General features: G+C 72.8%; 21 protein-coding genes and 3 tRNA genes. 17 read left to right on the forward strand and 7 right to left on the reverse strand.

What is annotated here, in order from left to right; genetic code table 11:
- The first annotated feature begins 117 nt into the window (after positions 1–117).
- The 8 genes from Sdi02f_RS19790 (at position 118) to fabF (ending at position 10,632) form a co-directional block, all read left to right on the forward strand.
- Positions 118–1,284 (forward strand): beta-ketoacyl synthase N-terminal-like domain-containing protein, encoded by a 1,167-nt coding sequence (locus tag Sdi02f_RS19790; protein WP_055468030.1) that lies wholly within the window; start codon positions 118–120, stop codon positions 1,282–1,284.
- Positions 1,281–2,351, forward strand: a complete 1,071-nt coding sequence (locus Sdi02f_RS35675) for a beta-ketoacyl synthase N-terminal-like domain-containing protein (protein WP_159107665.1) — start codon at positions 1,281–1,283, stop codon at positions 2,349–2,351. Before Sdi02f_RS19790 ends, Sdi02f_RS35675 begins: the two co-directional genes overlap by 4 nt.
- Positions 2,352–2,409: 58 nt before the next feature.
- Complete coding sequence (locus Sdi02f_RS19800; protein WP_234319815.1) at positions 2,410–3,210, forward strand: SDR family oxidoreductase; 801 nt, start codon at positions 2,410–2,412, stop codon at positions 3,208–3,210.
- An 86-nt stretch (positions 3,211–3,296) separates the two neighbouring features.
- A complete protein-coding gene (gene fabG, locus Sdi02f_RS19805) occupies positions 3,297–4,058 on the forward strand; it encodes a 3-oxoacyl-ACP reductase FabG (protein WP_234328498.1) in 762 nt (253 codons plus the stop codon).
- A gap of 222 nt (positions 4,059–4,280) precedes the next feature.
- The gene (gene aroA / locus Sdi02f_RS19810) at positions 4,281–7,316 is read left to right on the forward strand and encodes a 3-phosphoshikimate 1-carboxyvinyltransferase (RefSeq protein WP_108933746.1); all 3,036 of its coding nucleotides are present in this window, start codon (positions 4,281–4,283) and stop codon (positions 7,314–7,316) included.
- Positions 7,313–8,479 carry an acyl-CoA dehydrogenase family protein gene (locus Sdi02f_RS19815; RefSeq protein ID WP_030404851.1) on the forward strand — a complete coding sequence of 389 codons (1,167 nt, stop codon included), beginning with the start codon at positions 7,313–7,315 and terminating at the stop codon, positions 8,477–8,479. Before aroA ends, Sdi02f_RS19815 begins: the two co-directional genes overlap by 4 nt.
- A complete protein-coding gene (chcA, locus tag Sdi02f_RS19820) occupies positions 8,476–9,300 on the forward strand; it encodes a 1-cyclohexenylcarbonyl-CoA reductase (RefSeq protein WP_030404850.1) in 825 nt (274 codons plus the stop codon). Before Sdi02f_RS19815 ends, chcA begins: the two co-directional genes overlap by 4 nt.
- An 81-nt stretch (positions 9,301–9,381) precedes the next feature.
- Complete coding sequence (gene fabF, locus Sdi02f_RS19825; protein WP_267884303.1) at positions 9,382–10,632, forward strand: beta-ketoacyl-ACP synthase II; 1,251 nt, start codon at positions 9,382–9,384, stop codon at positions 10,630–10,632.
- Between the two features lie 77 nt (positions 10,633–10,709).
- On the opposite strand, the gene Sdi02f_RS19830 is transcribed toward fabF, so the two are convergent.
- Together Sdi02f_RS19830 and Sdi02f_RS19835 are read right to left on the reverse strand one after the other, a co-directional pair.
- Positions 10,710–11,501, reverse strand: coding sequence for an AfsR/SARP family transcriptional regulator (locus tag Sdi02f_RS19830; protein ID WP_030404848.1), 792 nt, complete (start codon positions 11,499–11,501; stop codon positions 10,710–10,712).
- A gap of 452 nt (positions 11,502–11,953) precedes the next feature.
- The gene (locus Sdi02f_RS19835; protein ID WP_203714863.1) at positions 11,954–12,235 is read right to left on the reverse strand and encodes a chorismate mutase family protein; all 282 of its coding nucleotides are present in this window, start codon (positions 12,233–12,235) and stop codon (positions 11,954–11,956) included.
- A gap of 330 nt (positions 12,236–12,565) precedes the next feature.
- Here Sdi02f_RS19835 and Sdi02f_RS19840 point away from each other — a divergent pair, with 330 nt between their 5' ends.
- The 6 genes from Sdi02f_RS19840 (at position 12,566) to Sdi02f_RS36760 (ending at position 21,417) form a co-directional block, all read left to right on the forward strand.
- Positions 12,566–13,498 carry a sterol desaturase family protein gene (locus Sdi02f_RS19840; protein WP_051783764.1) on the forward strand — a complete coding sequence of 311 codons (933 nt, stop codon included), beginning with the start codon at positions 12,566–12,568 and terminating at the stop codon, positions 13,496–13,498.
- On the forward strand, positions 13,495–15,126 hold the full coding sequence (locus Sdi02f_RS19845) for a DHA2 family efflux MFS transporter permease subunit (RefSeq protein WP_053665305.1): 1,632 nt from the start codon (positions 13,495–13,497) through the stop codon (positions 15,124–15,126). Before Sdi02f_RS19840 ends, Sdi02f_RS19845 begins: the two co-directional genes overlap by 4 nt.
- 186 nt (positions 15,127–15,312) lie before the next feature.
- A complete protein-coding gene (locus Sdi02f_RS36070) occupies positions 15,313–16,923 on the forward strand; it encodes an isocitrate lyase/phosphoenolpyruvate mutase family protein (RefSeq protein ID WP_063788242.1) in 1,611 nt (536 codons plus the stop codon).
- Complete coding sequence (gene aepY, locus Sdi02f_RS19855; protein WP_078869680.1) at positions 16,920–18,056, forward strand: phosphonopyruvate decarboxylase; 1,137 nt, start codon at positions 16,920–16,922, stop codon at positions 18,054–18,056. Before Sdi02f_RS36070 ends, aepY begins: the two co-directional genes overlap by 4 nt.
- Positions 18,053–19,171 carry a 2-aminoethylphosphonate aminotransferase gene (locus Sdi02f_RS19860; RefSeq protein ID WP_107049828.1) on the forward strand — a complete coding sequence of 373 codons (1,119 nt, stop codon included), beginning with the start codon at positions 18,053–18,055 and terminating at the stop codon, positions 19,169–19,171. The genes aepY and Sdi02f_RS19860 overlap by 4 nt, the downstream gene beginning before the upstream one ends.
- Positions 19,172–19,215: 44 nt before the next feature.
- Complete coding sequence (locus Sdi02f_RS36760; protein WP_108933747.1) at positions 19,216–21,417, forward strand: FAD/NAD(P)-binding protein; 2,202 nt, start codon at positions 19,216–19,218, stop codon at positions 21,415–21,417.
- Here Sdi02f_RS36760 and Sdi02f_RS19870 read toward each other — a convergent pair.
- Positions 21,414–22,034 carry a TetR/AcrR family transcriptional regulator gene (locus Sdi02f_RS19870; protein WP_030404840.1) on the reverse strand — a complete coding sequence of 207 codons (621 nt, stop codon included), beginning with the start codon at positions 22,032–22,034 and terminating at the stop codon, positions 21,414–21,416. The two genes, Sdi02f_RS36760 and Sdi02f_RS19870, sit on opposite strands and share 4 nt — an antisense overlap.
- 106 nt (positions 22,035–22,140) lie before the next feature.
- On the opposite strand from Sdi02f_RS19870, the gene Sdi02f_RS19875 reads away from it, so the two are divergent.
- Entirely contained in the window at positions 22,141–23,091 is a 951-nt protein-coding gene (locus tag Sdi02f_RS19875; protein ID WP_030404839.1) for a beta-ketoacyl-ACP synthase III, read from the forward strand.
- An 11-nt stretch (positions 23,092–23,102) separates the two neighbouring features.
- The gene (locus Sdi02f_RS19880; RefSeq protein ID WP_031185071.1) at positions 23,103–23,780 is read left to right on the forward strand and encodes a lysophospholipid acyltransferase family protein; all 678 of its coding nucleotides are present in this window, start codon (positions 23,103–23,105) and stop codon (positions 23,778–23,780) included.
- A 51-nt stretch (positions 23,781–23,831) separates the two neighbouring features.
- Here Sdi02f_RS19880 and Sdi02f_RS19885 read toward each other — a convergent pair.
- The 4 genes from Sdi02f_RS19885 to Sdi02f_RS19900 all read right to left on the reverse strand — a co-directional run bounded on the left by Sdi02f_RS19885 (position 23,832) and on the right by Sdi02f_RS19900 (position 25,818).
- Positions 23,832–23,905: transfer RNA gene (locus Sdi02f_RS19885), tRNA-Phe, on the reverse strand.
- Positions 23,906–23,929: 24 nt separating this feature from the next.
- Positions 23,930–24,004, reverse strand: a tRNA-Asp gene (locus tag Sdi02f_RS19890).
- A gap of 41 nt (positions 24,005–24,045) precedes the next feature.
- A tRNA-Glu gene (locus Sdi02f_RS19895) sits at positions 24,046–24,118 on the reverse strand.
- A gap of 80 nt (positions 24,119–24,198) precedes the next feature.
- On the reverse strand, positions 24,199–25,818 hold the full coding sequence (locus tag Sdi02f_RS19900; protein WP_167458204.1) for a metallophosphoesterase family protein: 1,620 nt from the start codon (positions 25,816–25,818) through the stop codon (positions 24,199–24,201).
- Positions 25,819–25,889: 71 nt separating this feature from the next.
- Between Sdi02f_RS19900 and Sdi02f_RS19905 the strand changes: the two genes are divergently transcribed.
- The gene (locus tag Sdi02f_RS19905; protein ID WP_030404836.1) at positions 25,890–26,240 is read left to right on the forward strand and encodes a metallopeptidase family protein; all 351 of its coding nucleotides are present in this window, start codon (positions 25,890–25,892) and stop codon (positions 26,238–26,240) included.
- Positions 26,241–26,332: the final 92 nt, after the last annotated feature.

Below are 26,332 nucleotides of genomic sequence, written 5' to 3' on the forward strand. Positions count from 1 at the left end.
CCGCGCAATCAATGGCTCGGTCGAAATTAAGGAGGGTTTAAGGGCGGCCTCGGTAAGGTCGCCGTCAGCTCGGCGGATCGAATTCGGCACATCGGCACAGGGGAAAGGCAACCGACCATGAAGGGCCTCACCTCTGACGACGTCGTGGTGACCGGACTCGGCACCGTGAGCTGCCTCGGTGCGGGCGTCGACGCGTTCTGGGCCGGACTGCGGGCGGCCGACAGCCGTCCGGAGCCGCCGCCGGGCCTCGCCGAGCGGGTGCCCGGCGCGCTCTCCTACCGCGTCGCGGACGGCGTCACGGAGACCGGCCGGTACGGTCGCGCGACCGCGTTCGCCCTGCACGCCGCGCGTCAGGCGGTCGCCGACGCCGCGCTGACCGCCGAGGAGATCGCGGACATGGCCGTGGTGATCGGCACCGCGGCCGGCGAGACCGCCGAGCGGGAGACCGCCCGGGACGGCGCCGGGGCGGAGGCGTGGGCCCCGGTGTTCCGGGTCGCCTCGGCCGTGGGCGGCGAACTCGGCGCGTTCGGCAGCAACATCAGCGTCAGCAACGCCTGCGCGGCCAGCGGTTACGCGCTGACGCTCGCGATCGACCTGGTGCGCCGGGGCGAGGCGCGGACCGTGCTGGTCGGCGGAGCGGACGCGGTGGCCACGGTGCCGCTGGCCGCCTTCGGCCGGCTCGGCGCCAGCGACCCCGTCCGCTGCCGCCCGTTCGACGCGGACCGCGGGGGCACCGTCTTCGGCGAGGGCGCGGCGATGCTGGTGGTGCGGTCCGCCGGGGCCGCGGCCGGCCGGCCCGTGTACGGCCGTCTTCTCGGCGCCGCTCTGAGCTGCGACGCCCACCATCCGACCGCGCCCGATCCGGCCGGTGACCAGCTGGTGCGGGTCGCGCGCGAGGCGCTGCGCGAGGCCGGGCGGGAGCCCGGCGACGTCGACGCGGTGATCCCGCACGGCACCGGCACCCGCCAGAACGACGCGGTCGAGGCCCGGGTGCTCGGCGAGGTCCTCGGCGAACGGCTGGGCGACGTACCGCTGTTCAGCCTCAAGGCGTTCATCGGCCACACCGCCGGCTCCGCCGCCGCGTTCTCCACGGTCTGTGCCGCGCTGATGGCGCGGCACGGCGCGATGCCCGCGAACATGACGCTGGAGCGCCAGGACCCGGACTGCCGGGTGTGGCTGCCGCAGACCGGTCCCACTCCGCTGACGCGGACGAACGTCCTGCTCAACGCCTATGCGTTCGGCGGGAACAACTTCTCCCTGGTGTTCGGAGGCGAAAGCCGGTGACGGCACGCGACACCGTGGCCGAGGCCGTCGTCACCGGCGTGGGGACCGTGGCCGCGCCGGCCGGAACCGCGCTGGACGAACCCTGGTTCGACTACCGGGCCCGGCTCGGTCCGCGCGGCTACAAGTACCTGCCCGACGCCTGCCAGTACCTGCTGGCCGCGGCCAAGGACGCCCTCACGCGGAGCGGCGCGGAATCCGCCGGGCCTGCCGGGCCTGCCGGCCCTGCCGGCCCTGCCGGTCCTGCTGGATCCGCCGGGTCCGTGGGGAGCGCCGGTGCCGCCGGGGACGGGCCCGCGGCTCTCGCCGGCTTCGCCGAGGAGCGGCGCGCGGCCGTCGTGGGGACCAACAGCGCGGTGGCGGCGCTGCACGCCGACATCACCGAGGTGGTGCGGGCCGGCGGGATCAACCGGCTCAGCCCGATGCTCACGCCGTTCTTCTCCGTCAACCTCGTCGCCTCGCGCCTGTCCACCGAGCACCGGCTCAAGGGCTTCAACACGACCGTGACCTCGCCGCGCGTGGCCGGCCTGGAGGCGCTGCACGTGGCCGCTCGCGAACTCGGCGCCGGCCGCGGCGACCTGGTCCTGGCCGGTGTCACGGAGGCGTTCGACCCGGGCCACGGCACGGCGGCCGCCGAGGCCGGGTCCGTCGTGCTGGTGCTCCGCCCGCCGGCCGACGCCGTACGGCCCGGCGGCGCGCTGCTGCGGACCACGCTGCGTTTCGTCCCTCCGGCCGCCCTGGCGCACGAGTCCGGGCGGCGGCGTGCCGGCCGGGAGGTGCGCGAAGCCCTGGAGGCACTCGCCGCGCCCGGCCGCGCACCGGAGCTGATCCGGGTGGTCACGGACGGCTCGGCGGTGGCCGCGGCGGTCGAGGCGGCGGTCCGCGACTGGTCGGCGCGACGCGTACCGCTGTCGGTCGAGGCGGTCGGCGCCCGGGCCGGCGCGCTGGCGCCGATGGAGCGGGTCGCGCACGACCTGCGCGACGGCGCCGCCGGTCCGCGGACGGTGGTGGCCGTCGCGGGCGAGGGCAACGTGGCGTTCGCGTCGGTGGACCCGTACGGGACGGCGTAGCCGCCGTGGCGGTGCGGACCGTGCCCGCGCGCCGGGCGCTCATCAAGGAACGAAAGGGATGGACATGCTGTCATCGGTGAAGGGCTCGTGGGCCGTGATCCTCGGTGCCTCCAGCGGCATGGGCCGGGCCACGGCCCTGGCCATGGCGAAGGAGGGCGCCCACATCTTCGGCGTGCACCTCAGCACCGCGGCGCAGCGGACCGAGGTGGAGGAGCTCGTCGCCGAGCTGGAGGCCACCGGTGTCCAGGTCGTGTTCCACAACCGCAACGCGGCCGGCCACCAGAACCGCGCCGAGCTCGTGGCGGAGATCGCGGAGGCGACCGGACCGGGCGGTGTCCGCGTACTGCTGCACTCCCTCGCGTTCGGCAGCCTGCTGCCGTTCATCCCGACCGAGGAACAGCCGGACGTGATCACGCCCCGGCAGATGAACATGACGGCCGACGTGATGGGCCACAGCCTCGTCTACTGGACCAGGGACCTCTACGTGGCGGGCCTGCTGCGGCCCGGCGCGAAGGTGTTCACGCTGACCAGCCACGGGGACGAGCACGCCATGCCGAGCTACGGCGCGGTCGGCGCCGCCAAGGCCGCGCTCTGCGCCCACGTCCGCCAGCTCGCCGTGGAACTGGCGCCGTCCGGTGTCGCGGTCAACGCGATCCGCGCCGGAATGGCCCCCACACCGGCCGCGCTGCGCATTCCCGGCAGCGAGGACCTGGCCCGGCGCGCGGCCGAGGCGAACCCGCACGGCCGGATCACCGAGCCCGAGGAGGTGGCGGAGGCGATCGTCATGCTCTCGGCCAGCAGCTCGTCCTGGCTCACCGGAAACGTCATCGGCGTCGACGGCGGAGAAGCGATCGTCTGACTGCCGTCGCGCGGGAGTCCGCGCCGGGTGCGGCCCGCCGCCGCCGGGCGCGGCCCGCCGTCATCAAGCGAGGAGAGGACGCAACCATGCAGGAGACACCCATGACGCCGCCGAGCGCGCCCGTCGCCCTGGTCACCGGCGGTTCGCGCGGCATCGGCCGCGCGGTGGTCGAGAGGCTGCTCACCGACGGCTACGACGTCAGCTACTGCTACCGCACCCGGCCCGAGGACGCGGACGACGTCGTCAAGCTGGCCGAGGACCACGGACGGCGGCTGTACGAGGCCGCCGTGGACGTCACCGACGAGCAGGCCGTCATCGCGTACCTGGCGAAGACCGCCGAGCGGCTCGGGCCGCTCGACGCCGTGGTCACCAGCGCCGGGATCGTGCACGACAGCCCGCTGGCGACGATGAGCGCGCACGCCTGGCACAGCGTCATCGAGACCAACCTCACCGGGACCTACCACGTCTGCCGCGCGGCCGTGTTCCCGATGATCAAGCACGCGCGCGGCACGATCGTGAACATCTCGTCGGTCACGGGCGTGTACGGCAACGCCACGCAGTCCAACTACGCCGCGTCCAAGGCCGGCATCATCGGCTTCACCAAGTCCCTCGCCAAGGAAGTGGCCCGCTTCGGCATCCGGGCCAACGTCGTCGCGCCCGGCCTGATCGCCACCGACATGACGGACGGCATGAGCGACCGGGCGCGCGCCAAGCTGCTCAAGCAGATTCCGCTGGGCCGGATCGGGTCGGCGGCCGAGGTCGCGGACGCGGTCTCGTTCCTGGCCTCCGAGCGGGCCTCCTACATCACCGGCCAGGTCCTGCAGATCGACGGCGGCATCAGTCAGTGAGAGCGCGACAAACCCGCTGTATTCACGATGCTAAAGCCGGTCTTAATTCCCGCGATTGATTGCCGAATTACTGCCGGAGAATATTGAAAACCCGGTTTCCGGGTCGATACGGTGGCGCCGGACGCGTGAGTTCCGTGCTTCTCTGCGCATTTCCTCCTCCCCGTCCCGTCGACCTCCGCCGATCGCGCACCGGGTCCACCTCTCTTTCGAAGGCTTATCGTCATGCATCTTCTCGTTCGCGGCGGCCCGGGCCGGCTGGCCGGTGACATACGGGTACCGGCGTCGAAATACCACGCGCACCGTGCGCTGATCCTGGCCTCCCTGGCCGACGGGGTGAGCCGCGTCAACGGCCTGACCGAGGCGCGGCACGTCACGTACACCGTGGAACTCCTGCGCGGCCTGGGCGTGCGGATCACGACCGAGGGCGACACGTTCGTCGTGCACGGCCTCGGCGGCGTCTACCGGCCGCGGCGCGCGTCCGTGTCGGCCGGCAGCTCCGGCACGACGCTCTACTTCATGATCGGCCTGGCGGCCCTCGCGGACCGGCCCGTCGAGGTGACCGGCCAGAAGTACTTCCGCAGGCGCCCGGTGGGCCCGTTGCTGGACGCGCTGCGGCAGCTGGGTGTGCACCTGACCTCCGCCGACGGCTGCCCGCCGGTACAGGTCCGGCCCGGCAGGCCGGCCGGCGGCCACGTGCGGATCCCGGGCACGCTCTCGCAGTGGATCTCCGGGCTGATCCTGTTGGCGCCGTTCGCCGAGCGGCCGACGGTCGTCGAGGTCGAGGGCGAGCTGAACGAGCGCCCCTACCTCGAACTCACCGTGGCGATGATGCGGCAGTTCGGGCTGCGGGTGGAGGTGTCGCAGGACTGGCGGCGCTTCGCCGTCGAGCCCGGACAGCGCGCTCGGGCGAGGGACGTCACCCTGCCGCCGGACATCGGCTCCGCGGCCTTCGCCGTCGCCGCCGCCGCGCTCCACCCGGCCGACGTCCTGCTGCGCGGCATCACCTCGCTGGACGGCGGACCGGCCGACCACCCCGAGGCCCACTTCCTGCGCGTGGCCCGGGACATGGGCGTCCCGATGGAGATCGAGCCCGGCCGCGGACTGCGCGTGCGCCACGACGGCGTGCGGCTGCGGGGAACCACGGTCGACTGCCGGGACATGCCCGACATGCTGCCGGTCCTCGCGACGCTGGCGACCTTCGCCGACGGCGAGACCGTCTTCGAGCACGTCGCGCACACCCGCTTGAAGGAGTCCGACCGGGCCGCCGCCATGACGCAGCTGAACGCCATGGGAGCCGGACTGGAGCTGACCGGCGACACCCTGCGGGTGCGCGGCACGGCCGCGCTCCGCGGCGCGAAGCTGTCGTCGTTCAACGACCACCGCGTCCTGATGGCCCTGGCCGTGGCGGCGACGCGAGCCGACGGACCGTCCACCCTCAGCTATCCGCACGCCTACCGGATCTCGTACCCGGACTTCCTGACCGACCTGGGCGGCCTCGGCCTGTCGATGGCCGTGGAGCGCCCGCCCGCGCGCACCGCGCCGGCCGCGCCCGCGGTTGCCGCGCCGGCCGCGGCCGGCGAACTCCCGGCCGCCGCGTCGGCGCCGCCGCGGACGCTGCCCGAACGGGTACGGGAGCACGCGCGGACCCGGCCGGACGAGACCGCCGTCGTGACCGCGTACCCGGACCACGAGACGGCGCTCACCTGGCGGGAGCTCGCGGCGGAGGTGGACCGCGCCGCCGCCCTGCTGCTGCGCCTCGGCGTCGCGCCGGGCGAACGCGTCGCCTACCAGCTGCCGAACCAGGCGGAGTTCGTGGTGATGACGCTGGCCGCGCTGCGCATCGGGGCCGTCTGCTGCCCGGTCATGCCGTTCTTCCGCGAGCGGGAGGTCGGCTTCGCGCTCCGCCGCTCCGGCGCCCGCGTGCTGCTGCTCGCCGAGACCTACCGGGGCCGCCGGCCGGCCGAGGAGCTGGCGGGACTGCCGGCCGAGGACACGGCGCGGCTGGAGCACGTACTCGTGCTGTCGGACAGCGAGGAGAGCGCGCGACTGCCGGGCACGGACGGCGCGTTCCGCTTCCACGACTGGCACGCCGCCCTGGCCGCGGGCGAGGCCGACGCCGCCGGGCTGGACGCCCGGACGCCCGAGCCGACGGCGCTGGCGCAGCTCCTGTTCACCTCGGGCACGTCCGGCGAGCCGAAGGGCGCGCTGCACCGCGGGGACGTGCTGGCCCGCGGCGCCGCCGCGGAGATCCGCCAACTGGGCCTGGACGAGAGCGACGTGGTGTGGGTGCCGTCGCCGCTGGCGCATCAGACGGGCTTCCTCTACGGCATGTGGCTCGCGCTCGAACTGGGGGTGCGGCAGGTGCTCCAGGCCGAGTGGGACGCCAAGCGGGCGCTGTCCGTGCTGCGGGAGCACCGGGCCACCTTCGTCCAGGCGTCGACGCCGTTCCTCTCCGACCTCGTGCAGGTCGTCGAGGGCAGCGGACAGGCTCCGCCGGTGCTGCGCGTCTTCGTCGCCGCCGGCACCGCCATCCCGCGCAGCCTCGCCGAGCGGGCGAGCCGGGTCATGGGCACCGCCGTCTGCGGCGCGTTCGGCACCACCGAGACCTGCCTGGCGACCCTGAGCACGCCCGCGGACGCGCCCGCCGCGCGCTGGGGCACCGACGGCCGGGCGCTGGACGGTGTCCGGCTGCGCGTGGTCGACGACGCCGGCCGGGTCCGGCCGCCGGGTGTGGAGGGCAACTTCGAGATCCGCACGCCGACGGCCTTCGCCGGCTACCTCGACCGTCCTGACCTGACGGCGGACGCCTTCACCGAGGACGGCTGGTACCGCACCGGTGACCTGGCGACGCTCGACGCCGACGGCTACCTCAGCATCACCGGCCGGGTGAAGGACGTGATCAACCGCGGCGGCGAGAAGGTGCCGGTCTCCGAGATCGAGCAACTGCTGCACGCCCATCCCGCCGTGGCCGAGGCGGCCCTGGTGGCGATGCCCGACGAGCGCCTCGGCGAGCGCGTCTGCGCCTTCGTCGCGGTGCGCGAGGGCGACCGGCTCGACTTCCCGTCGATGCAGCGCTACCTGGACCAGGGCCGGGTCGCCCGGCACTACTGGCCGGAGCGGCTGGAGGTCGTGGACAGCCTGCCGCGCAACGCCGCCGGCAAGGTACAGAAGTTCGTGCTCCGCGACCGGGCGCGGAGCCTTGCTCCGCAGCGCGGCCGGCGTGTGGAAACGGAACAGGAAAAGGTGGGTGGGGCGTGAGCCGGGACGTGGACTTCGCCGCTCTGTACGAGCGGGTCGAGAGCTGGGTGGAAGGGCCGGGCGAACGCTGGGCGGAACGCATCGAGGCCTCCGGCACGGTCCCCGAGGAGCTGTGGACCGAGCTGAACGACCACGGCTTCCTGCGCGTGGCCGCGCCACGGGAGTACGGCGGCCTCGGCCTCGGCTTCACCCGGTGGATGGAGCTGATGGAGGTCTTCTCCCGCTCCCACGGCTCGATCCGCATGATCGTGCACGTGTGCAACGGGATCTGGCGCAGCCTGGACGGCCACGCCACCGACGACCAGCGCAAGCGGTTCGTCGTTCCCGCGGTCAACGGCGAACTGAAGATCGCCTTCACCCTGACCGAGCCGGACAACGGCACCGGCGCCGACATCACCACCTCCGTGACCCGCGAGGGCGACACGTACTACCTGTCGGGCCGCAAGCACCTGATCACCTTCGGGATGCGCTGCGACTACTACCTCCTGGCGGCCCGCGTGGCGGGCAGCACCGGCCGGGACGGGACGGTGGCGCTGCTGGTGCCGCGGCACGCCGCCGGTGTCCACGCGCAGGACTCCTCGCAGACCATGGGCGTGACGGGAACGGACCACGCGACCCTCACGTTCGACCGCACGCCGGTCCCGGTGGACCACCGCATCGGCGCCGAGGGCGACGGTCTGGAGATCTTCCTCGGGGGCTTCCTGACGCCCTCGCGCATCTCCGTCGCGATGAGCTGCGTCGGTCTGGCCGAGCGGGCCCAGCGGCTCGCGCTGGAGTACGCGCGCCGGCGGGTCACCTTCGGCAAGAAGCTGGCCGAGCGGCAGGCGATCCAGTTCATGCTCGCGGAGAACGCCACCGAGATCGAGGCGGCCCGGCAACTGGTCCTGCACGCCGCCCGCAGCTGCGAGAGCGGAGCCGAGGACGCCTCGATGAAGTCGTCCATGGCGAAGATGCACGCGGTGACCATGCTCACCTCCGTGACCGACAAGGCGCTGCAGATCCACGGCGGTCGCGGCTACTGGAAGGACCATCCCATGGAACGCGTCTACCGCGACGCCCGCGCCCAGCGGTTCGAGGAGGGCACGAACGAGGTGCAGAAGGCCGTGGTCTTCCGCGAGCTGCTGCGCGGCACCGCCCCGGCCGCCGCCGGAGCGGGCCGGTGAGCGCGGCGGAGCGGGGACCGGTCTCGCTGATCACCGGCGCCTCGCGCGGCATCGGCCGGGCCCTGGCCCTGACCCTGGCGGCCCAGGGCGGCACCGTCTTCGTCAACTACAAGAAGAACGGGGACCTCGCCGAGCAGACGGTGGCCGACGTCGACGCGGCCGGCGGCCGGGGCATCGCGGTCCAGGCCGACATGGAGGACCCGGACGCGCTGCGCCTCCTGTTCGACCGGGTCGCCGAGGAGACCGGGCGGCTGGACCACTTCGTCTCCAACGCGGCGGCGAGCGCGTTCAAGAACATCATGGACGTGAAGCCCCACCACCTCGACCGCTCCTACGCCATGAACCTGCGGCCGTTCGTGCTCGGCGCGCAGGAGGCCGTGCGGCTCATGGACCGCGGCGGCCGCATCGTGGCGCTGTCCTCCTACGGCTCGGTCCGCGCCTACCCGACCTACGCCACTCTCGGCGCCATGAAGGCCGCGATCGAGGCGTGGGTGCGGTACATGGCGGTGGAGTTCGCGCCGTACGGCATCAACGTGAACGCCGTCAACGGCGGGCTCGTCGAGTCGGACTCGCTGGAGTACTTCTACGGCGTGCCCGGCATGCCGGCCATGCGCGAGGTGCTGGACCGCATTCCCGCGAAGCGTCCCGCGAGGGTCCAGGAACTCGCCGACACCATCGCGTTCCTGCTGGGCCCGGGCGCCGGATACATCACGGGCCAGACGCTGATGGTGGACGGCGGGCTCAGCGTCGTGGCGCCGCCGTTCTTCGCCGACGCCGGACCCGAGCTGGCGCTGCCGGCCCGCCCGGTGCGCGGTGCCTGACCAGCGGGTGACGGACGACCGACGCGCGCTGCCCGGCCGACCGCGGCCGGACGGCGCGTCAGCGAGCGAAGGAGACGCAGGGTGCCGCCAGCGGCGAAGGTAGTTCTGACCGGCATGGGGGCGATCACCCCGGTCGGCAACAGCCGGGAGAGCACGTGGACGGCGTTGCTCGAAGGCCGCTCCGGCATCGGGCCGATCACCCGTTTCGACGCCTCGGGCTTCCGCACGCGGATCGCCGGCGAGGTGAAGGACTTCGACCCGGTGGCGCTCCTCGGCCGCAAGCGGGCGCGGCGCGCCGCACGGCTGAGCCAGCTCGCGGTGGCGGCGGCGCGCGAGGCCGTCGAGGACGCGGGCCTGGTGATCGGCGCCGCGGAGGGGGAAACGGCCGGCGACCGGGTCGGTGCCGTCGTCAACACGGCGGTGTCCGGCATGGGCGAGGTCGCCGAGGCGGTCGAGCGGATGCACGAGGACCCGGGCGAGGTGGACATCTACTTCGTGCCGTCGGTGATTCCCAACATGGCGGCCTGCGAGGTGGCGATCGACCTGGGCGTGCACGGCCCGGTCACCGCCAGCGCGCTGGCCTGCGCCAGCGGCGTCCACGCGCTGCTGGAGGCCCGGCGGATGATCCTGGCCGGCGAGGCGGACGTGGTCATCGCCGGCGGGACGGACGCGTCGATCACCCCGGTGATGTTCGCGGGGCTGTGCAACATGGGCGCGCTCTCGCGCCGCAACGACCCGCCCGAGCAGGCCAGCAGGCCGTTCGACGCCGACCGGGACGGGTTCGTCTTCGGCGAGGGCGCGGTGGTCTGCGTCCTGGAGTCCGACGAGCACGCGAGGGCGCGCGGCGCCCGGCCGTACGCCGAACTCCTGGGCGGCGCGCTGACCTCGGACGCGTTCCACGTGAGCGCGCCGCACCCGGACGGCACCCACGCGACGGCGGCGATGCGCAAGGCGCTCGAGTCGAGCGGCGTGGCGCCGAACGAGGTCGACTACGTGTGCGCGCACGGCACCGGGACCAGGGCCAACGACCTGACCGAGACCCGGGCCGTCCGGGAGGTGTTCGGGGCGCACGCCTACGACCTGCTGGTGAGTTCGCCGAAGTCGATGACCGGCCACCTCATCGGAGCCGCGGGAGCGCTGTCGGCGATGGTCGCCGCGCTGGCCGTCCGCGACGGCGTGGTGCCGCCGACGATCAATCTGGACACGCCGGCCGCCGAGTGCGACCTGAACTACGTGCCGCACCGGGCGCAGAAGGCCACGGTCGACACGGCCATCGTCGACGCCTTCGGCTTCGGCGGCCAGAACTGCGTGGCGGTGCTGCGCAGGCCGTGAACGTCACTCCCGCGCGTGCACCGCGGCCTCGGCGCGAGCGGAGGCCGCGGTGCACGCGGAGGACGACGCGGGAGGGGTCAGACGGCGTTGAGCAGGTGAGCGCCGTGCCCGTCCAGCGAGGGGTCGTGGGCGAGGATGGCGTACTGCAGCCGCTGGAGGCGTGGCGTCGGCTCGATCCCGAAGTCGTCCACCAGGTTCCGGCGCAGGCAGCTGTAGGTCGCCAGCGCCTCCGCCGTCCGCCCGCTCCGGTACAGGGCGATCATCAGCAGGCCGTGCAGGTTCTCCGACGTGGTGCGGTTGTCGACGAGCGGGAACAGCTCGCCGATGATGGCGGTGTGGTTGCCGAGTTCCAGCTCGAGTTCGAACCGCTGCTCCTGCGCTAAAACGCGCCGTTCGTCCAGCTGCCGGCCGATCGAGTCGAAAGCCGGAATGTCCCGCAGGTCTTCCAGGGCCCGGCCGCGCCACAGCGCGATCGCCTGACCGAAGACCTCCGACGCTTCCTCTTTGCGCCCGGACTCGCGGAGTACGCGCGCTTTCGCCAGCAGGTTTTCCAGGTCGTTCACGTCGAGCGTCACGCCGGAGAGGTTGAGCTGATATCCGGGAGGACGGGTGGCGAGGACCGACATGGCGTCGAGTCCGATGTCCTGCAGATGTTTGCGGAGCTTCGAGATGTAGACGTGGAGAGCGGTCGGAGCGGTTTGCGGCGGTGCGCCGGACCACAATGCGTCGATGAGCTGACTCGATGACGCCACTTCGTCACGATTGGCGCAGAGATAGGCCAGGAGAGACCGAAGCTTCATTGCTTTCGGAGTCACCTGGCATCCGTCGGAGGTCTGTATCTCAATCGGGCCGAGCATCTGGAACTTCAAGATTCCCCCAGTGTAGTTCCGTGCGCATACTTCAGAAGTATCGTTCGCCGCGCAGTCTTTGATCCTTAGTGGCGTCGGGGCGGCCGGTCAAGAGCCGCCGGAGAGCTTGAAGGAGTATTTGAGGTTACCCGGAGGTGACGGTGCGTGGGCGGCGCAGTCCGGAGGTGGCCCTGTTCGCCCGTTTCGTCGTCGGGCTGCCGGGGCGCGCACCGGACAGCTCCCGGCGGCCCGTGAACGCGCCCCGCCTGGAGCGCATTTGAGGCGGAGCGTTCGCGGACGGGCGTGCGGGGGCGGCCCTGGCCGCACCGTCGCATCAGGGCGTCTTTGGCCTGCTGTCGGCGGGTGTGAGCCGGATGGTCGGGATGTCCTTCTTGTGGGTCCGTGCGCCGTCCTGCTCGACGCCTCGGGTGAGTGGGCGGGGCCTCGAGGCGGAGCGCGGGGACGGGGGCCGGCTACAGCATTCTGAGCAGCAGCAGGGCGAGATCCGTGCCGGGTGGGCCGAGTTCGCGTCGATAGCGGCGGATGACGCTGTTCTCCCAGGACAGCGCCCTCCGCGGATGTCCGTGAGCGACGCGTAATGTCTCCAGGCGCGCGGATGCTGCGGTCCGTGTGCGCATCAGACGAATGATGGCGTCGTCGATCTCGGCGATCCGGCGCTGCTGCGCCTCTGCGGCAAGAGGATCCGAGTCGCTTTCGTGTCGCGATTTCGTTCTCGCGGTGTCGCCCACTCTCATGCGAAAGACTCCATGATCTCGTCTGTTCCGCGAGGAATTGAATACGGGGATTCGGATACTCTTCTGATATCGCCGGGGTGCGGCTCCGTCGGGCCGGACCTGCTAGCCTACCGCCGTCCGCTAAAGGTCGACTTAATGGCCGGTAAGTCGGGGTGGGGAGGTGGGGCGGGCGGGGCGTATCGGTGCGTTCCGGTTTCTTGAGAGGTGTTTTTTAAGTCCAGTTTTAGGGGGGCTGGATTATGGTCGTGCGGAACCGGTGGACTGCATCGGGGGTGTGTCCATAAAGCTGCTGGGCGGCTCGGAAGGGCGCATGACGACGAGGAGAGAATGATGCTCGACAAGGTGTTGGACCGGCTGCACGACCCAGCGGTCTATGCCCTTCCCGCCATGGCGTTGCTGATCGTCATCGAGATGCTGGCGATCAAGTTCAGCGACGACGAGGAGCAGACGGGGTACGACCTGCGGGACCACCGGACGAGCATCCTCACGGGCCTCGGTGCGCTGGTCTCCTCCACGGTCCTGCGCAGCATCGCCCTGGCGCTGTACCTGCTCGTCTACGAGTACCTCGCGCCGTGGCACCTGCCGACGGACTCGTGGATGACCTGGGTCTTCCTCTTCTTCGGCGTCGAACTGCTGCTGTACGTCTACCACCGCGGTTCGCACGCCATCCGGCTCATCTGGGCCGGCCACCAGGTCCACCACTCCAGCCAGTACTTCAACCTGTCGACCGCGCTGCGCCGCAAGTGGGCCCAGTGGTTCGAGAAGGCGATCTGGTTCCCGCTGCCGCTCCTCGGCGTGCACCCGGCCCTCGTCTTCACCATGCACTCCGTGCACCTGCTGTACGGCCTGTTCGCGCACACCGAGAAGATCGGCAAGCTGCCCCGTCCGATCGAGTTCGTCTTCGTCACCCCCTCGCACCACCGGGTGCACCACGGCACGGACCCGGAGTACCTGGACAAGAACTTCGGCAGCATCCTGATCATCTGGGACCGGATGTTCGGCACCTTCCAGCCCGAGCTGCACCGCCCGACGTACGGCCTGACCAAGCAGCTGAACAGCTACAGCATGTGGCAGGTCCAGATGCACGAGTTCATCAACATGGCCCGTGACGTGCGCGGGGCCCGCACCTTCAAGCACAAGCTCGGCTACGTCTTCGGCCCGCCCGGCTGGAAGCCGGCCGAGGAGCGGGAGGACAAGCGCGACGCCGGCGCCGGGTCCTCCGGCGTGGTCGCCACCGGGCAGTCCAGCGAAGCACTCACATGACGATGCCCACGACCGGCCGGCGGCGGGACGGGCAGCAGCCGTCCCGCCGTGGCCGCGCGGGAATGCGTGGCCACCCCTGGCTGACCCTGACCACGCTCTCCGTCGGCGCGATGATGGTGTCGCTCGACGGGATGATCGTCACCGTCGCCCAGCCGGCCATGCAGTCGGACCTCGGCACCGACCTGACCGGCATCCAGTGGGTGACCAACGGATACCTGCTGGCGGTCGCCGCGCTGCTCATCACCGCGGGCAAGATGGGCGACCGGTTCGGCCACCGCAGGATCTTCCTCATCGGCGTCGTCGGTTTCACCGCGACGTCGGTGGCGATCGGCCTGTCGACGCAGCTCGGCTGGGTCGTCGGCCTGCGCGTCTTCCAGGGCGCGTTCGGCGCGCTGATGCAGCCGGCCACCCTGGGCCTGCTGCGCAGCGCGTTTCCCGCCGACCGGCTCAACATGCCGATCGCGGTGCGCAGCGCGGTCATCGCCGCCTCCACCGCCGCCGGCCCGGTCGTCGGCGGCCTGATCGTGGAGAAGGCGGACTGGAGCTGGGTCTTCTTCCTCAACGTGCCGCTCGGCGCGGTGGTGCTGTGCCTCGGCGCGGCGGTGCTGCGCGGCGGCCGGGCCGACGGCGCCACGGGCCGGTTCGACCTCGTCGGCACGGTGGTCCTGGCCGGCGCCCTGTGCTCGTTGGTGTGGGGCCTGACGCTCGTTCCCGACCAGGGATGGTCGCATCCCGGCACGGTGGTCTACCTGCTCGTCGCCGCCGTGCTCGCCGGTGGCTTCGTCTGGTGGCAGCGGCGCGCGGACGACCCGCTCGTCCCGCTGCGGATCTTCCGTTCCGCCCGCTTCTCCGTCGGTGTCGTCACGATGACCGTGATGGGCTTCGTGATGGTCGGCGCGCCCTTCGTCCTGGTCTTCTACCTCCAGAACGTGCTCGGCCTGACGCCCGCCCGGTCCGGCATCCAGGTACTCGGACTGACCCTGCTGATGATCGTCGGTGCTCCGCCGACGGCGTTCTGGATCAGCCGCTGCGGTCCCCGGACACCCGTGGTGCTCGGGCTGACCGTCACCACCGTCGCGATGGTCGCGCTGTCCCGGCTCGACGCCGGGACCGGCACGCTGAAGATGACCTTGTTCTTCTTCGTCCTCGGGCTGGGCTTCAGCCCGATCATGATCGGCGGCACCAAACTGGTCATGAGCAGCGCTCCGGTGGAACTCGCCGGCGTGGCGGGAGGCATGCAGCAGACCGCCATGCAGATCGGCGGCAGCCTCGGCATCGCCTCGGCCGGCGCGATCGTCGCCTCGCACGCCGCGGCGGCGCTGCCGCGGCATCTCGCGGCGGCCGACGTCACGGTCCCCTCGGGCCGGGCCGAGGAGATGGTCCGGGCGGCCGCGGTCGGCCGGCCGCCGGAACTCGGCGTGAGCGGCGCCGCGCAGGACCTCCTCACCCGCGTCAGCCACGCGGTGTTCCTGGAAGGCATGCAGTACGCGCTGCTGGTGACCGCCGCGGTGGCCGCCGTCGGCGCCCTGGCGGGCCTCGCCGCCGGCCCCGAGAAGACGGCCGCCACGACCCCGGAGGAAACCACCGGCCGGCCCCTGGACGAGACCGCCGCCAGGACCCCCGGATGACCGGCCCCGGAACCGGCCGCGCCGGGCCCTCGCGCCGCTGAACCGGCCGTTCACCACGGCACCGGACGCCGCCGGGGACGCGTTCCGTCCGCACCACACTCCGCCACGTTGTCCCTCTCGCCAACCGCACTACGTGGGCTGCCCCAATGGTGTTGTGCCGCCCCTCACGCATTTAGGAGAAACGGCATGAGTGCCGCGACGACAGAAACAAACCAGGCAAGCGTCGCCCCCGGCGCCCGACGGCTGCGCGAACTGTTCGCCCGGCCCGGCGCCGTGCGCATCGCCGGCGCCCACAACCCGCTCGGCGCGCGCCTCGCCGAGCGGGCCGGCTTCGACGGCGTCTGGTCGAGCGGCCTGGAGGTCTCGGCCTCCCAGGGGGTGCCCGACACCGACATCCTCTCGATGAGCGAACTGCTCGCGGTGGCCTCCTCGCTGGCCGGCGCGGTCCGCGTCCCGGTCGTCGCCGACTGCGACGCCGGCTACGGCAACGCGCACAACGTGATGAACATGATCCGCCGCTACGAGGCGGCCGGGATCGCCGCGGTGTCCATCGAGGACAAGCGGTTCCCGAAGGTCAACAGCTTCATACCGGGCCGTCAGGAGCTGGCACCCGTGGGCGAGTTCTGCGGCAAGATCGCCGCCGCCAAGGCCGCGCAGCGCACGCCCGACCTGATGGTCATCGCCCGCATCGAGGCGCTGATCGCAGGCTGGGGCATGGACGAGGCACTGCGCCGCGGCGAGGCCTACGCGCAGGCCGGCGCCGACGCCGTGCTCATCCACGCCAAGGGCAGCTCGCCCGAGCCGATCCTCCAGTTCCTCGCCGAGTGGAGGCTCCCCACGCCGGTGGTGGTCGTGCCCACGACGTACCACACGATCACCGCCACCGAGCTGGCCGAGGCCGGCGCCAAGCTGGTCATCTACGCCAACCACGGGCTGCGGGCCGGCATCACCGCCGTCACCGACACCTTCGCGTCGATCCTGCGCGACGACCGGACCACCGGCGTCGAGAGCAGCATCGCCCCGCTGGCCACCGTCTTCGACCTGCAGGGCATGGCGGCCCAGAAGCGGCACGAGGCCGAGTTCATCACGCCCTTCGAGTCCCGTGCGCGCTCCGTCGTCGTACCGGGCGCCGCCGACGCGCCCGTCGAGGACGCCGCGGCACTCCTCGATCACCAGACGTCCGCGCTGCGCCGGTCCGGCATCGAGTCGGTGAGCCTCGCCACGTCCGCGGACGCGCCCGCACGGCTCCCGCAGGACGTGGCGGTCCTCGCCGAGCACACCGACGCGGCCGGCGCGCTGCTCGAACTGCCCGGTGGCCACCTCGGCGGCACCGTGGTGGTCTCCGGCGACGCCTTCGTCGAGAGCGAGCTGCTGAGCAGGCTCACCGCCGCCGGCGCGGCCGGCAGTGACATCGCGGTCCTCGTCGACGTCTCCGCGGGCGCGGCGCCGCGCGCCGACGCCGTGCCGGTGAGCCTCAACTCCGCGGCGCACGGGGGCCGCAGGATCGCCGGCAGCGACGGCAGCGAGGTGGTCGCGGTCGGCCGGGAGGGTGCCGACGGCGAGTTCGCCGGCGCCGCCGCCTTCTCGCCGCAGGGCTTCGCCGCGCTGCGCGCCGCCGCGGAGAAGCGCCGGGCCAACTCGAGGCCGGCGGGCCTCGCCGACCTGATCGCCGACCTGATCGAGGCCGGCCACCGGGTGCGCGCGGTGGAGATCGCCTCCGGCTGGCTGGAGCTGCGCACCGCGGACGACGCCCGCCGCGCCACCGCGCTGCTCGCCGGCGAGGAGGCGCAGCGGTGAGCACCGTCGCCGCGCCGAAGCTCGCGGCCCGCAGCGTCGTCGACCTGCTCCACGACCGCGGCTTCGGCCCGTTCACCGGGGTGCCGTGCTCCTTCCTCGGGCCGGTCATCACCTGCCTGGAGGCCGAGCACCCGCAGGACTACGTCATCGCCGCGAACGAGGGCGAGGCGGTGGCCCTCGCGGCGGGCGCCCGGCTGGCCGGCCGGCACCCGGTCGTCATCCTGCAGAACTCGGGCCTCGGCAACACCGTCAATCCCCTCACCTCGCTGTGCCACACGCTCCGGCTGCCGGTCCTGCTGCTGGTCACCTGGCGCGGCCGGCCCGGCAGCCCCGACGAGCCGCAGCACGAGCTGATGGGCCGGATCACGCCGGACCTGCTCACCGCCATGGAGATCCGCAACGAGGTACTGCCGGAGGACCCGGAGGTGTTCGCGGCGCGGCTGGACGAGGCGTCCGCGCACATGGCGGCCACCGGCCTGCCGTTCGCCTTCATCGTGCCCAAGGGCGCCATCGCGCCGTACCCGAAGCCGGCCGGGTCCGCGGGGCCCGCCGAGTCCGCGCCGCCGCTCATGCGCCGGGCCGAGGCGATCGCCGAGGTGGTCCGCGCGCTGGACCCGCGGACCCTGCTGGTCGCGACCACCGGCAAGACCGCCCGTGAGCTGGAGCGTGACTGGGACCGGCCCGAGAACCTGTACGTCGTCGGCTCGATGGGCTGCGCCTCCAGCGTGGCCCTCGGCGTGGCGATGCACACCGACGACCGGCCCGTCGCCGTGCTCGACGGCGACGGCGCGGCCCTCATGCGGCTGGAGGCGATGACCACCATCGGCCGCGAGAGCGGCACGGACCTCTGCCACATCCTGCTCGACAACGAGTCCTACGAATCCACCGGCGGTCAGCCCACCGCCTCCGCCGGCGTGGACTTCTGCGCCGTCGCGACCGCCGTCGGCTACCGGGCCGCCGGCGACGTGTCGGACGCGCGGAGCCTGCGCGAGGCCGTGCTGCGCGCCGAGCGCGACGGCGGTGCCCAGCTCATCCGTGTGCGGATCGCTGCCGGCTCGGACCCGAACCTCGGACGCCCGGCCCTCCGGCCGCCCCAGTCAGCAGCCCGGTTCATGGAGGCGATCACCCAGTGAGCAACGACCGCGACACGGCCGCGCCGCAGCGGCTGGTCCTGATGAACCCCGGGCCGGTCATCACCGACGACCGGGTCCGCTCGGCGCTCGCCGGACCCGACATGTGCCACCGCGAGCCCGAGTTCTCCGCGCTCATGACCCGCGTACGGGACAAGGTCACACGGGTCGCCGGCGGCGACGAGCGGCACACCTCGGTCGTCCTGACCGGGTCCGGCACCTCGGCGGTGGAGGCTGCCATCGGCTCGGCCGTGCCCGACGGCGGCGGCCTGCTCGTCCTCGACAACGGCCACTACGGCGAGCGGTTCGCGCACATCGCCGCGGCGTACGGCATCCGCGCCCACCGGCTCGAACACGGCTGGGCCACACCGCTCGACCTGGCCGCGGCCGAGCGGGCGCTGGTCGCCGACCCGGCGCTGACCCACGTCGGCGTGGTGCACCAGGAGACCAGCAGCGGCATGCTCAACGACGTCGCCGCGGTGACCCGGATCGCGCACGCGCACGGCCGTGAGGTGATCGTCGACGCCGTCAGCAGCATCGGCGCCGAGCGCGTCTCCCTGGCCGGGGACGGCGTCGACTGGCTCGCGGGCTCCGCCAACAAGTGCCTGGAGGGCGCTCCGGGGCTGGCGTTCGTCAGCGCCGCCAAGGCCGCCTTCGAGGGCCTCGGCACGACGCCGAAGCGCGGCTACTACCTCGACCTGCACCGGCACTACCTGGCGCAGGAGAAGGCCGTCGCGCCCGCCTTCACCCCCGGCATCCCGGCCTACTACGCCTTCGACGCGGCGCTCGACCTGGCCCTCGCCGAGGGCTGGGAGGCGCGCCACGAGCGGTACACCGCGCTGGCGCGGCGGCTGCGCGCCGGACTGGAGGAGCTCGGCCTGGAGATCCTCCTGCCGCCGGAGCAGCGGGCCGCGGGGCTGACCGCCGTCCGCATCCCGGAGGGCATCGGCTACGCGGAACTCCACCGCGGCCTGCGGGCGCAGGGGTTCGTCATCTACAGCGCCCAGGAGCGGCTGGCCCGGGACTTCTTCCGGCTGTCGACCATGGGCCGCATGACGCAGGCGGACGTCGACCGCTTCCTCGAGGTCCTCGCCGGCCTGCTGCCTTCCCAGAACTGACCCGTTGCCCGCCAGCTCCGCGCATCCACCGAGTGAGGTACCACGTGACGACCCCTGAGGGACCGGACCGGTCCGCACCGCCGGCGGCGCCGTACCGGCTCGCGCTGGTCGGCGGTGGGCCCAGGGCGACCTACGTCCTGGAGCGGCTGTCGGCGACGATCGGCCGGCTCGGGCCGGGCCGGGGCCTGGAGGTGCGGGTCTTCGAGCGGACCGGCGAGTTCGGTGCCGGCCAGGCGCACAGCCCCGCCCAGGTCCGCACGAGCTACCTCAACCGGATCGGCAGCCAGGTGAGCTTCGCGGCCGACGAGACCGTCGCCGGGGCAGGCCCGCTGCGTCCGGCGGAGCAGCGGCCGACGCTGCACGAGTGGTGCCGGCGCCGCTTCGCGGAGACCGGCGATCCGGATTTCGACCTCGGCCCCGAGGACTGGCCCCGACGGTACGTGCACGGGCTGGCGCTGCGGGACATGTTCGACGCCTACGCCGCCGACCTGCGCCGCCACGCCGGCGCGAAGCTGCACCTGCACCGCGCGGAGGTCGTGGACATCGAGCCCCACGGCGCGGAGCTCCGCGTGGTCACCGCGGACGGCGACCGGTACCCGGCCGACGAGGTGCTGCTGCTCACCGGCCACTCGTACCACGACGCCCGGCGCGGCCCGGCCGCCGGCAGCGCCACCCGGCACGTCCCGCACCCCTACCCGATGGACGTGGAGCTGGACGCGGACCGCTGCGGCCCGCAGGCCGTCGTCGGCTGCGCCGGCATGGGCCTCACCGCCATCGACACCATCCTGCACCTGACCGAGGGCCGCGGCGGCACGTTCGCCGAGGCCGACGACGGCACCCTGGTCTACCGGCCCAGCGGCGCGGAGCCCGCGGGCATCGTCGCGTTCAGCGGCTCCGGGCTCTTCACCTTCGCCCGGCCCGACAACCACAAACCGAGCGACGGCTCCGGGGACCACCCGGGCACCTTCCTCACCCACGAAGCGATACGCCGGCTGCGGGCCGGCGTCGGCCGCCCGTACCCCGAGCGCGGTGCCGGCCGGCAGGCGCAGCTCGACTTCGAGGAGGACGTCCTGCCGCTCGTCGTCCTGGAGATGGCGCACCTGCACTACGTCACGCTCTTCGGGCCCGGTGCCGCGCTGCTCCTGACGCAGCGCGCGCTGCCGGACTACCTCGCGTTCCTCGCGGGCGCGTTGGAGCACGGTGGCGGCCCGGAGCGGCTGCTGGGCCCGCTGGAGCGCGCGGTGGACGAGGTGACCGAGGTGCTCGAGTCCGTCATGCGCGGGACCGCGCCGGTCGCGGTGGTCCAGAAGTCGGTCTCCTGGCCGGTGCGGGACGTGCTGCTGCACTGGGCCGCGACGGTGTTCGGGACGGCGGCGGAGCGCGAGGTCGGCCGCTGCCTGGACCGTGCGTCGGCGCCGAAGGTGGTGCTCGACGGCCTCGGTTCGCCGTCGGCGCTGGAGACCGGCCTCGGCGGCAACCGCTTCAGCTGGAGCCGTGCCGTCCAGCCGGTGGGGCCGCGGCACGGCCCGGCCGGATTCGGCGCCGAGGTCCGGGACTTCATGGGGCGCGACCAGAAGTGGGCCCGCCAGGGGAACCTGCGCAACCCGCACAAGGCGGCCTCGGACGGCGTCTGGCGCGACCTGCGCTCGGTCATCTCCTACGCCGTGGACGACGCCGGCCTCACGGCCGCGTCCCAGCGGGTCTTCCTCGACCGCTACGTGCGCCACCACAACCGGCTGGCCAACGGCGCGGCGCCGGAGATCATGGCGAAGATCATGGCGCTGATGGACCACGGCCTGCTGGACGTCGGCGCCGGGCCCGGCGCGCGGCTGGGCCTGGACGAGGGCACCCGCCGGGTCGTGGTCGAAGGCGCGCACCACGGGTTCTCGCGCCCGGTCGACGTGCTGGTCGACGCCCGGATCCACCCCTTCGACCCGGAGGCGGACGTCCTTCCGCTCTACCGCAACCTGCTGGCCCGCGGCACGGTCCGGCTCTGGCGCAACGCAGCGGCCGACGGTGCCGACTTCCGCCCCGGCGGCCTCGACCTGACGCCGGAGTTCCACCCGATCGGGCCGGACGGCGACGTCGAGCGGCGGATCACGGTCCTCGGCGTGCCGTCCGAAGGAGCGCGTTCCTTCCTCCTGTCGGCGCTGCGGCCCCGGGCCAACCACTACGTGATGCGCGACGTCCTGGTCTGGCTCGACGGCTTCTGGCGCACGCTGGACGGCGAGAGCCCAAGGCCCTAGCGCTCGCCCAGGGGGACCGGGGAGCCCAGGCGCTGTCGCACCGCGCGCCGGGCGCGTTCGGGTGCCCGGTCGTCGCGGTGCAGCTGCAGGGCGTGGTTGAGGGCCAGCATGATCCCGAACAGCTCGTACACCAGCTGGTCGGGGTCGGTGCCGGCCGGCAGGTCGCCGGCGACGACGGCCCTGCGGATGTGGATGCTCAGGTCGCGGCGCCAGAGCGCGTCCAGACCGGCGACGGCGTCACGCACCGGTCCGCCGCGGCCGTCGAACTCCGTGGCCACGGCCGTGAAGAAGCAGCCGCCCGGCAGCAAGGCCCGTTCCAGGTACGAGATCCATGCCTCGCACAGCGCGGTGAGGTGGGCCAGCCCCGCGGGCACGTGCCGCACCCGTTGCGGCACTTCGCGGGCGAACATCTCCGCCGCGGCGTCGACGACGGCCAGCTGCAGACGCTCCTTCGTGCCGAAGTGGCCGAGCACCCCCGCCTTGCTCATCCCCAGCTCGGTCGCCAGACGGCCGATGGTCAGCCCCTCCAGCCCCTCCACGGACGCGAGGGTCAGACCGCGCTCAACGATGCGCTGCCGGGTGCGACGGGCCTCCAGAACGGAGTTGCGAGGGCTCACGACAACGCATGATAGCCGCTCGTCGGCTCTTTAGCTTACGGTCGTTCGGTTGCTATATTCCGGCGAGCTCCGCCCGAACCACCATGCAGACCGACCGAGGAGAACCGTGCCGGGTAACCGTATCGCCGCAATGGGTCACCACCAGCCGTCCCGGGTGCTGAGCAATGCGGACCTGGAGCAGATGGTGGAGACCAGCGACGACTGGATCCGCCGGCGGACCGGGATCGCCACCCGCAGGATCGCGGGTGAGGACGAGTCCGTGACCGACATGGCCGCGGCTGCCGCGGCCAAGGCCCTGGCCGCCTCCGGCCTCGCGCCGGCGGAGATCGGGTTCGTGACCGTCGCGACCTGTTCCGCCATGGACCGCTGCCCCTCCATCGCCGCCCAGGTCGCCGCCCGCCTGGGAATCCCGTCCGCCGTCTGCTTCGACCTGAACAACGGATGCGCCGGCTTCACCACGGCCCTGGCCGGCGCGGACCACGCGCTCAGGGCGGGAGCGGCCCGGCACGCCCTCGTCGTCGGCGCCGAGAAGATGTCCGACGTCACCGACTGGAGCGACCGCAGGACGTGCGTTCTCCTGGCCGACGGTGCGGGAGCGGCCGTGATCAGCCCGACCGAGGCGGGCGACGACGGCATCGGCCCCGTCGTCTGGGGCTCCGACCCGACCCGCGGCGACGCGGTGCGCCTGCGGGACAGCTGGCAGCCGAAGTTCACCCAGGAGGGCCAGACGGTCTTCCGCTGGGCCACCACCGAGCTGCCCGCCTTCGTCGAGGACGCCTGCCGCCGTGCCGGCATCGCCACCACCGACCTCGCGGCGGTCGTCACCCACCAGGCCAATCTGCGGATCATCGAGGCGCTGACCCGGCGCCTCGCGCTGCGCGACGACGTCGTGATCGCCCGGGACGTCGTCGACTCCGGCAACACCTCCGCCGCCTCCGTCCCGCTCGCGCTGTCCAAACTCGTCGAGCGCGGAGAGGTACCCGCGGGCGCCCCCGTGCTGCTGTTCAGCTTCGGCGGAGGCCTCTCCTGGGCCGGCCAAGTCGTCGCCTGCCCCTGATAGGTCGTCCGGTGCTCTACTCCCTCGCCCGGATCGTGATCGCCCCGCTCCTGCGCCTGATCTACCGGCCCACCATCCGCGGTCGCGGCAACGTCCCGCGGCGCGGCCCGGTCATCCTCGCCAGCAATCACCTGTCCTTCATCGACAGCGTCGTCATCGCGCTCCTGTCCCCGCGCCCGGTCCACTTCCTCGCCAAGGACGAGTACTTCACCGGCACCGGAGTCAGGGGCGCGCTCACCCGCCTCTTCTTCACCACGTTCGGATGCATCCCCGTGGACCGCGGGGCGCACCGCGGCGCCCAAGCCTCGCTGGGCGCCGCCGAACAGGTCCTGACCGGCGGCCGTGCCTTCGGCATCTACCCCGAGGGAACCCGCTCCCTCGACGGCCGCCTCTACCGCGGACGCACCGGCGTCGCCTGGCTCGCCCTGGCGACCGGTGCCCCCGTCGTGCCGGTGGCCCTGACCGGCACCGAGCGCCTCCAGCCCGTGGGCCGACGCCTGCCCCGCTACCACCGCATCACGGTGGAGTTCGGCGTGCCGCTCCAGTGCGGCCACACCCGCTCGGAGCTGCCCCCGGCTCAGGCCCGCCGAGCCGTCACGGACAGGATCGTGCAGGCGATCGGCGACCTGTCCGGGCAGGAGTACGCCCAGACCTATGGGAGGGCGCCGGCGGCGGAGGCCCGCCGCTGACCTACGGGAGAAGCCCCGGACGGAGACGGTCCGGGGCTTCTCGTGCTGCTGTGGCTGGGGCCGGGGTCGAACCGGCGACCTATCGCTTTTCAGGCGATCGCTCGTACCAACTGAGCTACCCAGCCGCGAGGTTTCACGTGAAACCTCAGCGGTCCTGACGGGATTTGAACCCGCGGCCTCCACCTTGACAGGGTGGCGAGCACTCCAAACTGCTCCACAGGACCAAGCTGCAGTGTCCGGAAAACCGGACACCTGATGTCGAGCGTGCCCCCAACGGGATTCGAACCCGTGCTACCGCCTTGAAAGGGCGGCGTCCTAGGCCGCTAGACGATGAGGGCTATCGGCCCGCCTGGGCGCTTCTCAGCGCGTCGGGGACGTGAGAAGCATATGGGATGGCGGGAGCGATCGCCAAAACGGTTTACGGAGTGCCGGGGGCGCGGCTGCCCGGGGCGGAGGGAGAGGGGCCGGTGGGGGAGGGACCGGTGGGGGACGGCGACCGGGCCGCGCCCGGCTGGTTCTCCTTCGGCAGGTGCCGGCTGACCTCGGCCGTCGTCAGGCCCAGGCCGCCCAGTTTGATCTCGTCCCACGCCTGGAGGCGCCGGGAGTCCCGGTCGAAGTAGAGGATCGACGCCTGGATGGGGTCGGGGTACTTGCCCTCGACCGCGCGCAGGCCGCTGCCGCCGGTGGAGCCCTCGGTGCGCAGCCGGGTGCCGTACTTCATGACCTTCATGTCCTCGTGGTGGAGGTGCCCGGCGAGCACCAGCGGAACGTCGCCGTCGACCTCGCGGGCGGCCGACGGCTCGTGGGCGACGGCCACGTCCACCGGGGTGCCGGCCGCGCTCTCGTCGCGCAGGGCGGAGGCGAGGCGGGCCCCGGCCAGTTCCTGGGAGGCCTCGGCGCCGTCCTCCTGGGAGCGGTCGGGGGTGTACTGGGGGTCGCCCATGCCGGCGAAGCGCAGGCCCGCGACGGTCCGGGCGTGGCCGTCGTCCAGGACGTGCACGTTCTTCAGGTGCTTCAGGTACTCCTGGGTGCCGCGGGAGTCGTGGTTGCCGCGGACCCAGACGTAGGGGGCGCCGAGGTCCTCGACGGGGTCCAGGAAGCCGTTCTCGGCGGCGGTGCCGTGATCCATCGTGTCGCCGGAGTCGACGATCACGTTCACTTCGTACTGCTGCACCAGCGAGGCGATGATCTTCCAGCTCGCCGGGTTCAGGTGGATGTCCGACACGTGCAGGACGCGGATCGTGGTCGGGTCGGGCTGGTAGGCGGGAAGCGTCGAGGTGACGTCGTAGAGCTTGGTCACGTTGGTGACCAGGCGGGCCAGTTCCTTCTGGTAGACGTCGAACTCGGTCACGATGCTGCGCGCGTTGCCGACCAGGGAGGGCGCGGAGGAGAGCAGGCCGGAGAACTTCGGCTCCAGGACGGAGTCGGGGTTCCAGGTCGCGTACGCGGTGCCGCCGGAGGCGACCAGCAGGGTGAGCGCGAGCCCGCCCGCGGCGAGGGCGCGCCGTGGGCGCCGGTAGACGGCGAGGCCGAGGGCGGTGGCCCCGGTGACGACGGCGACGCAGGAGCGGACGGCGAGGTCGAGGGTGCCGTGCTCGACGTCCCGGGCGACCTCGTCCTGGAGCCCGGAGAGGCGCTCGGGGTGGTCGACGAGGGCCTGGGCGCGGGCGGGGTCGAGCTGGTCGACGTTGACGTCGAGGCGGACCGGGGCGACGTGGCTGTCGAGCCGGAGGGCGCCCAGCGGCGAGACGTTGATCTTCGTCCCGCCCGCGAGCGACGGGCGCAGGGTCATCGTCGTGTCCATGGGCCCGACCGGAGCCCGGACGTCGCCGACCACCAGCAGCCCCAGCCAGGCGCCGAGCAGGACGACGGCGACGAGGCCGGCGGCGCGGATCCAGGGGCGGGGGCGGGCGGCGAGTTCCGGGGTCGCGGACACCCGGCGGTCGCGGCGGCGGCGGACGAGAACGCGGGGGACGGTGCGGATGGGGTTCATCACCTCGGCCAGGACGTGCAGGACTGCGGCGGGGACGCGGGCCATTGGTCCCGTATGCCCAGGGCCCGGGGCGGATATGCGGGCCGTACTCCACGGTCGTACCCGACAATGGGAGCGTGCTGGAGATGACGCGCGAGGAGTTCGAGGAACTGGTCGCCGAGGCCCTGGACCGGATCCCGCCGGAGCTGACGCGGCTGATGGACAACGTCGCGGTGTTCGTCGAGGACGAACCGCCGGCGGACGATCCCGAGCTGCTGGGGCTGTACGAGGGGACGCCGCTGACGGAGCGCGGGGAGTGGTACGCGGGCGTACTGCCGGACCGGATCACCATCTACCGGGGGCCGACCCTGCGGTACTGCGAGACGCGCGAGGACGTCGTCGCCGAGACCGAGGTGACGGTCGTTCACGAGATCGCCCACCACTTCGGGATCGACGACGCACGGCTGCACTCCCTCGGGTACGGGTGACCGGACCCGGGTACGGGTGACGCGCGCGGGTCAAGTCCGCCTCGCCGCGCGCGTGTCCTCTTGTGGGTGAAGGGAGTTGGGCACGGCGACTC

Source organism: Streptomyces ardesiacus, assembly GCF_003112575.1.
GTDB lineage: Bacteria > Actinomycetota > Actinomycetes > Streptomycetales > Streptomycetaceae > Streptomyces > Streptomyces ardesiacus.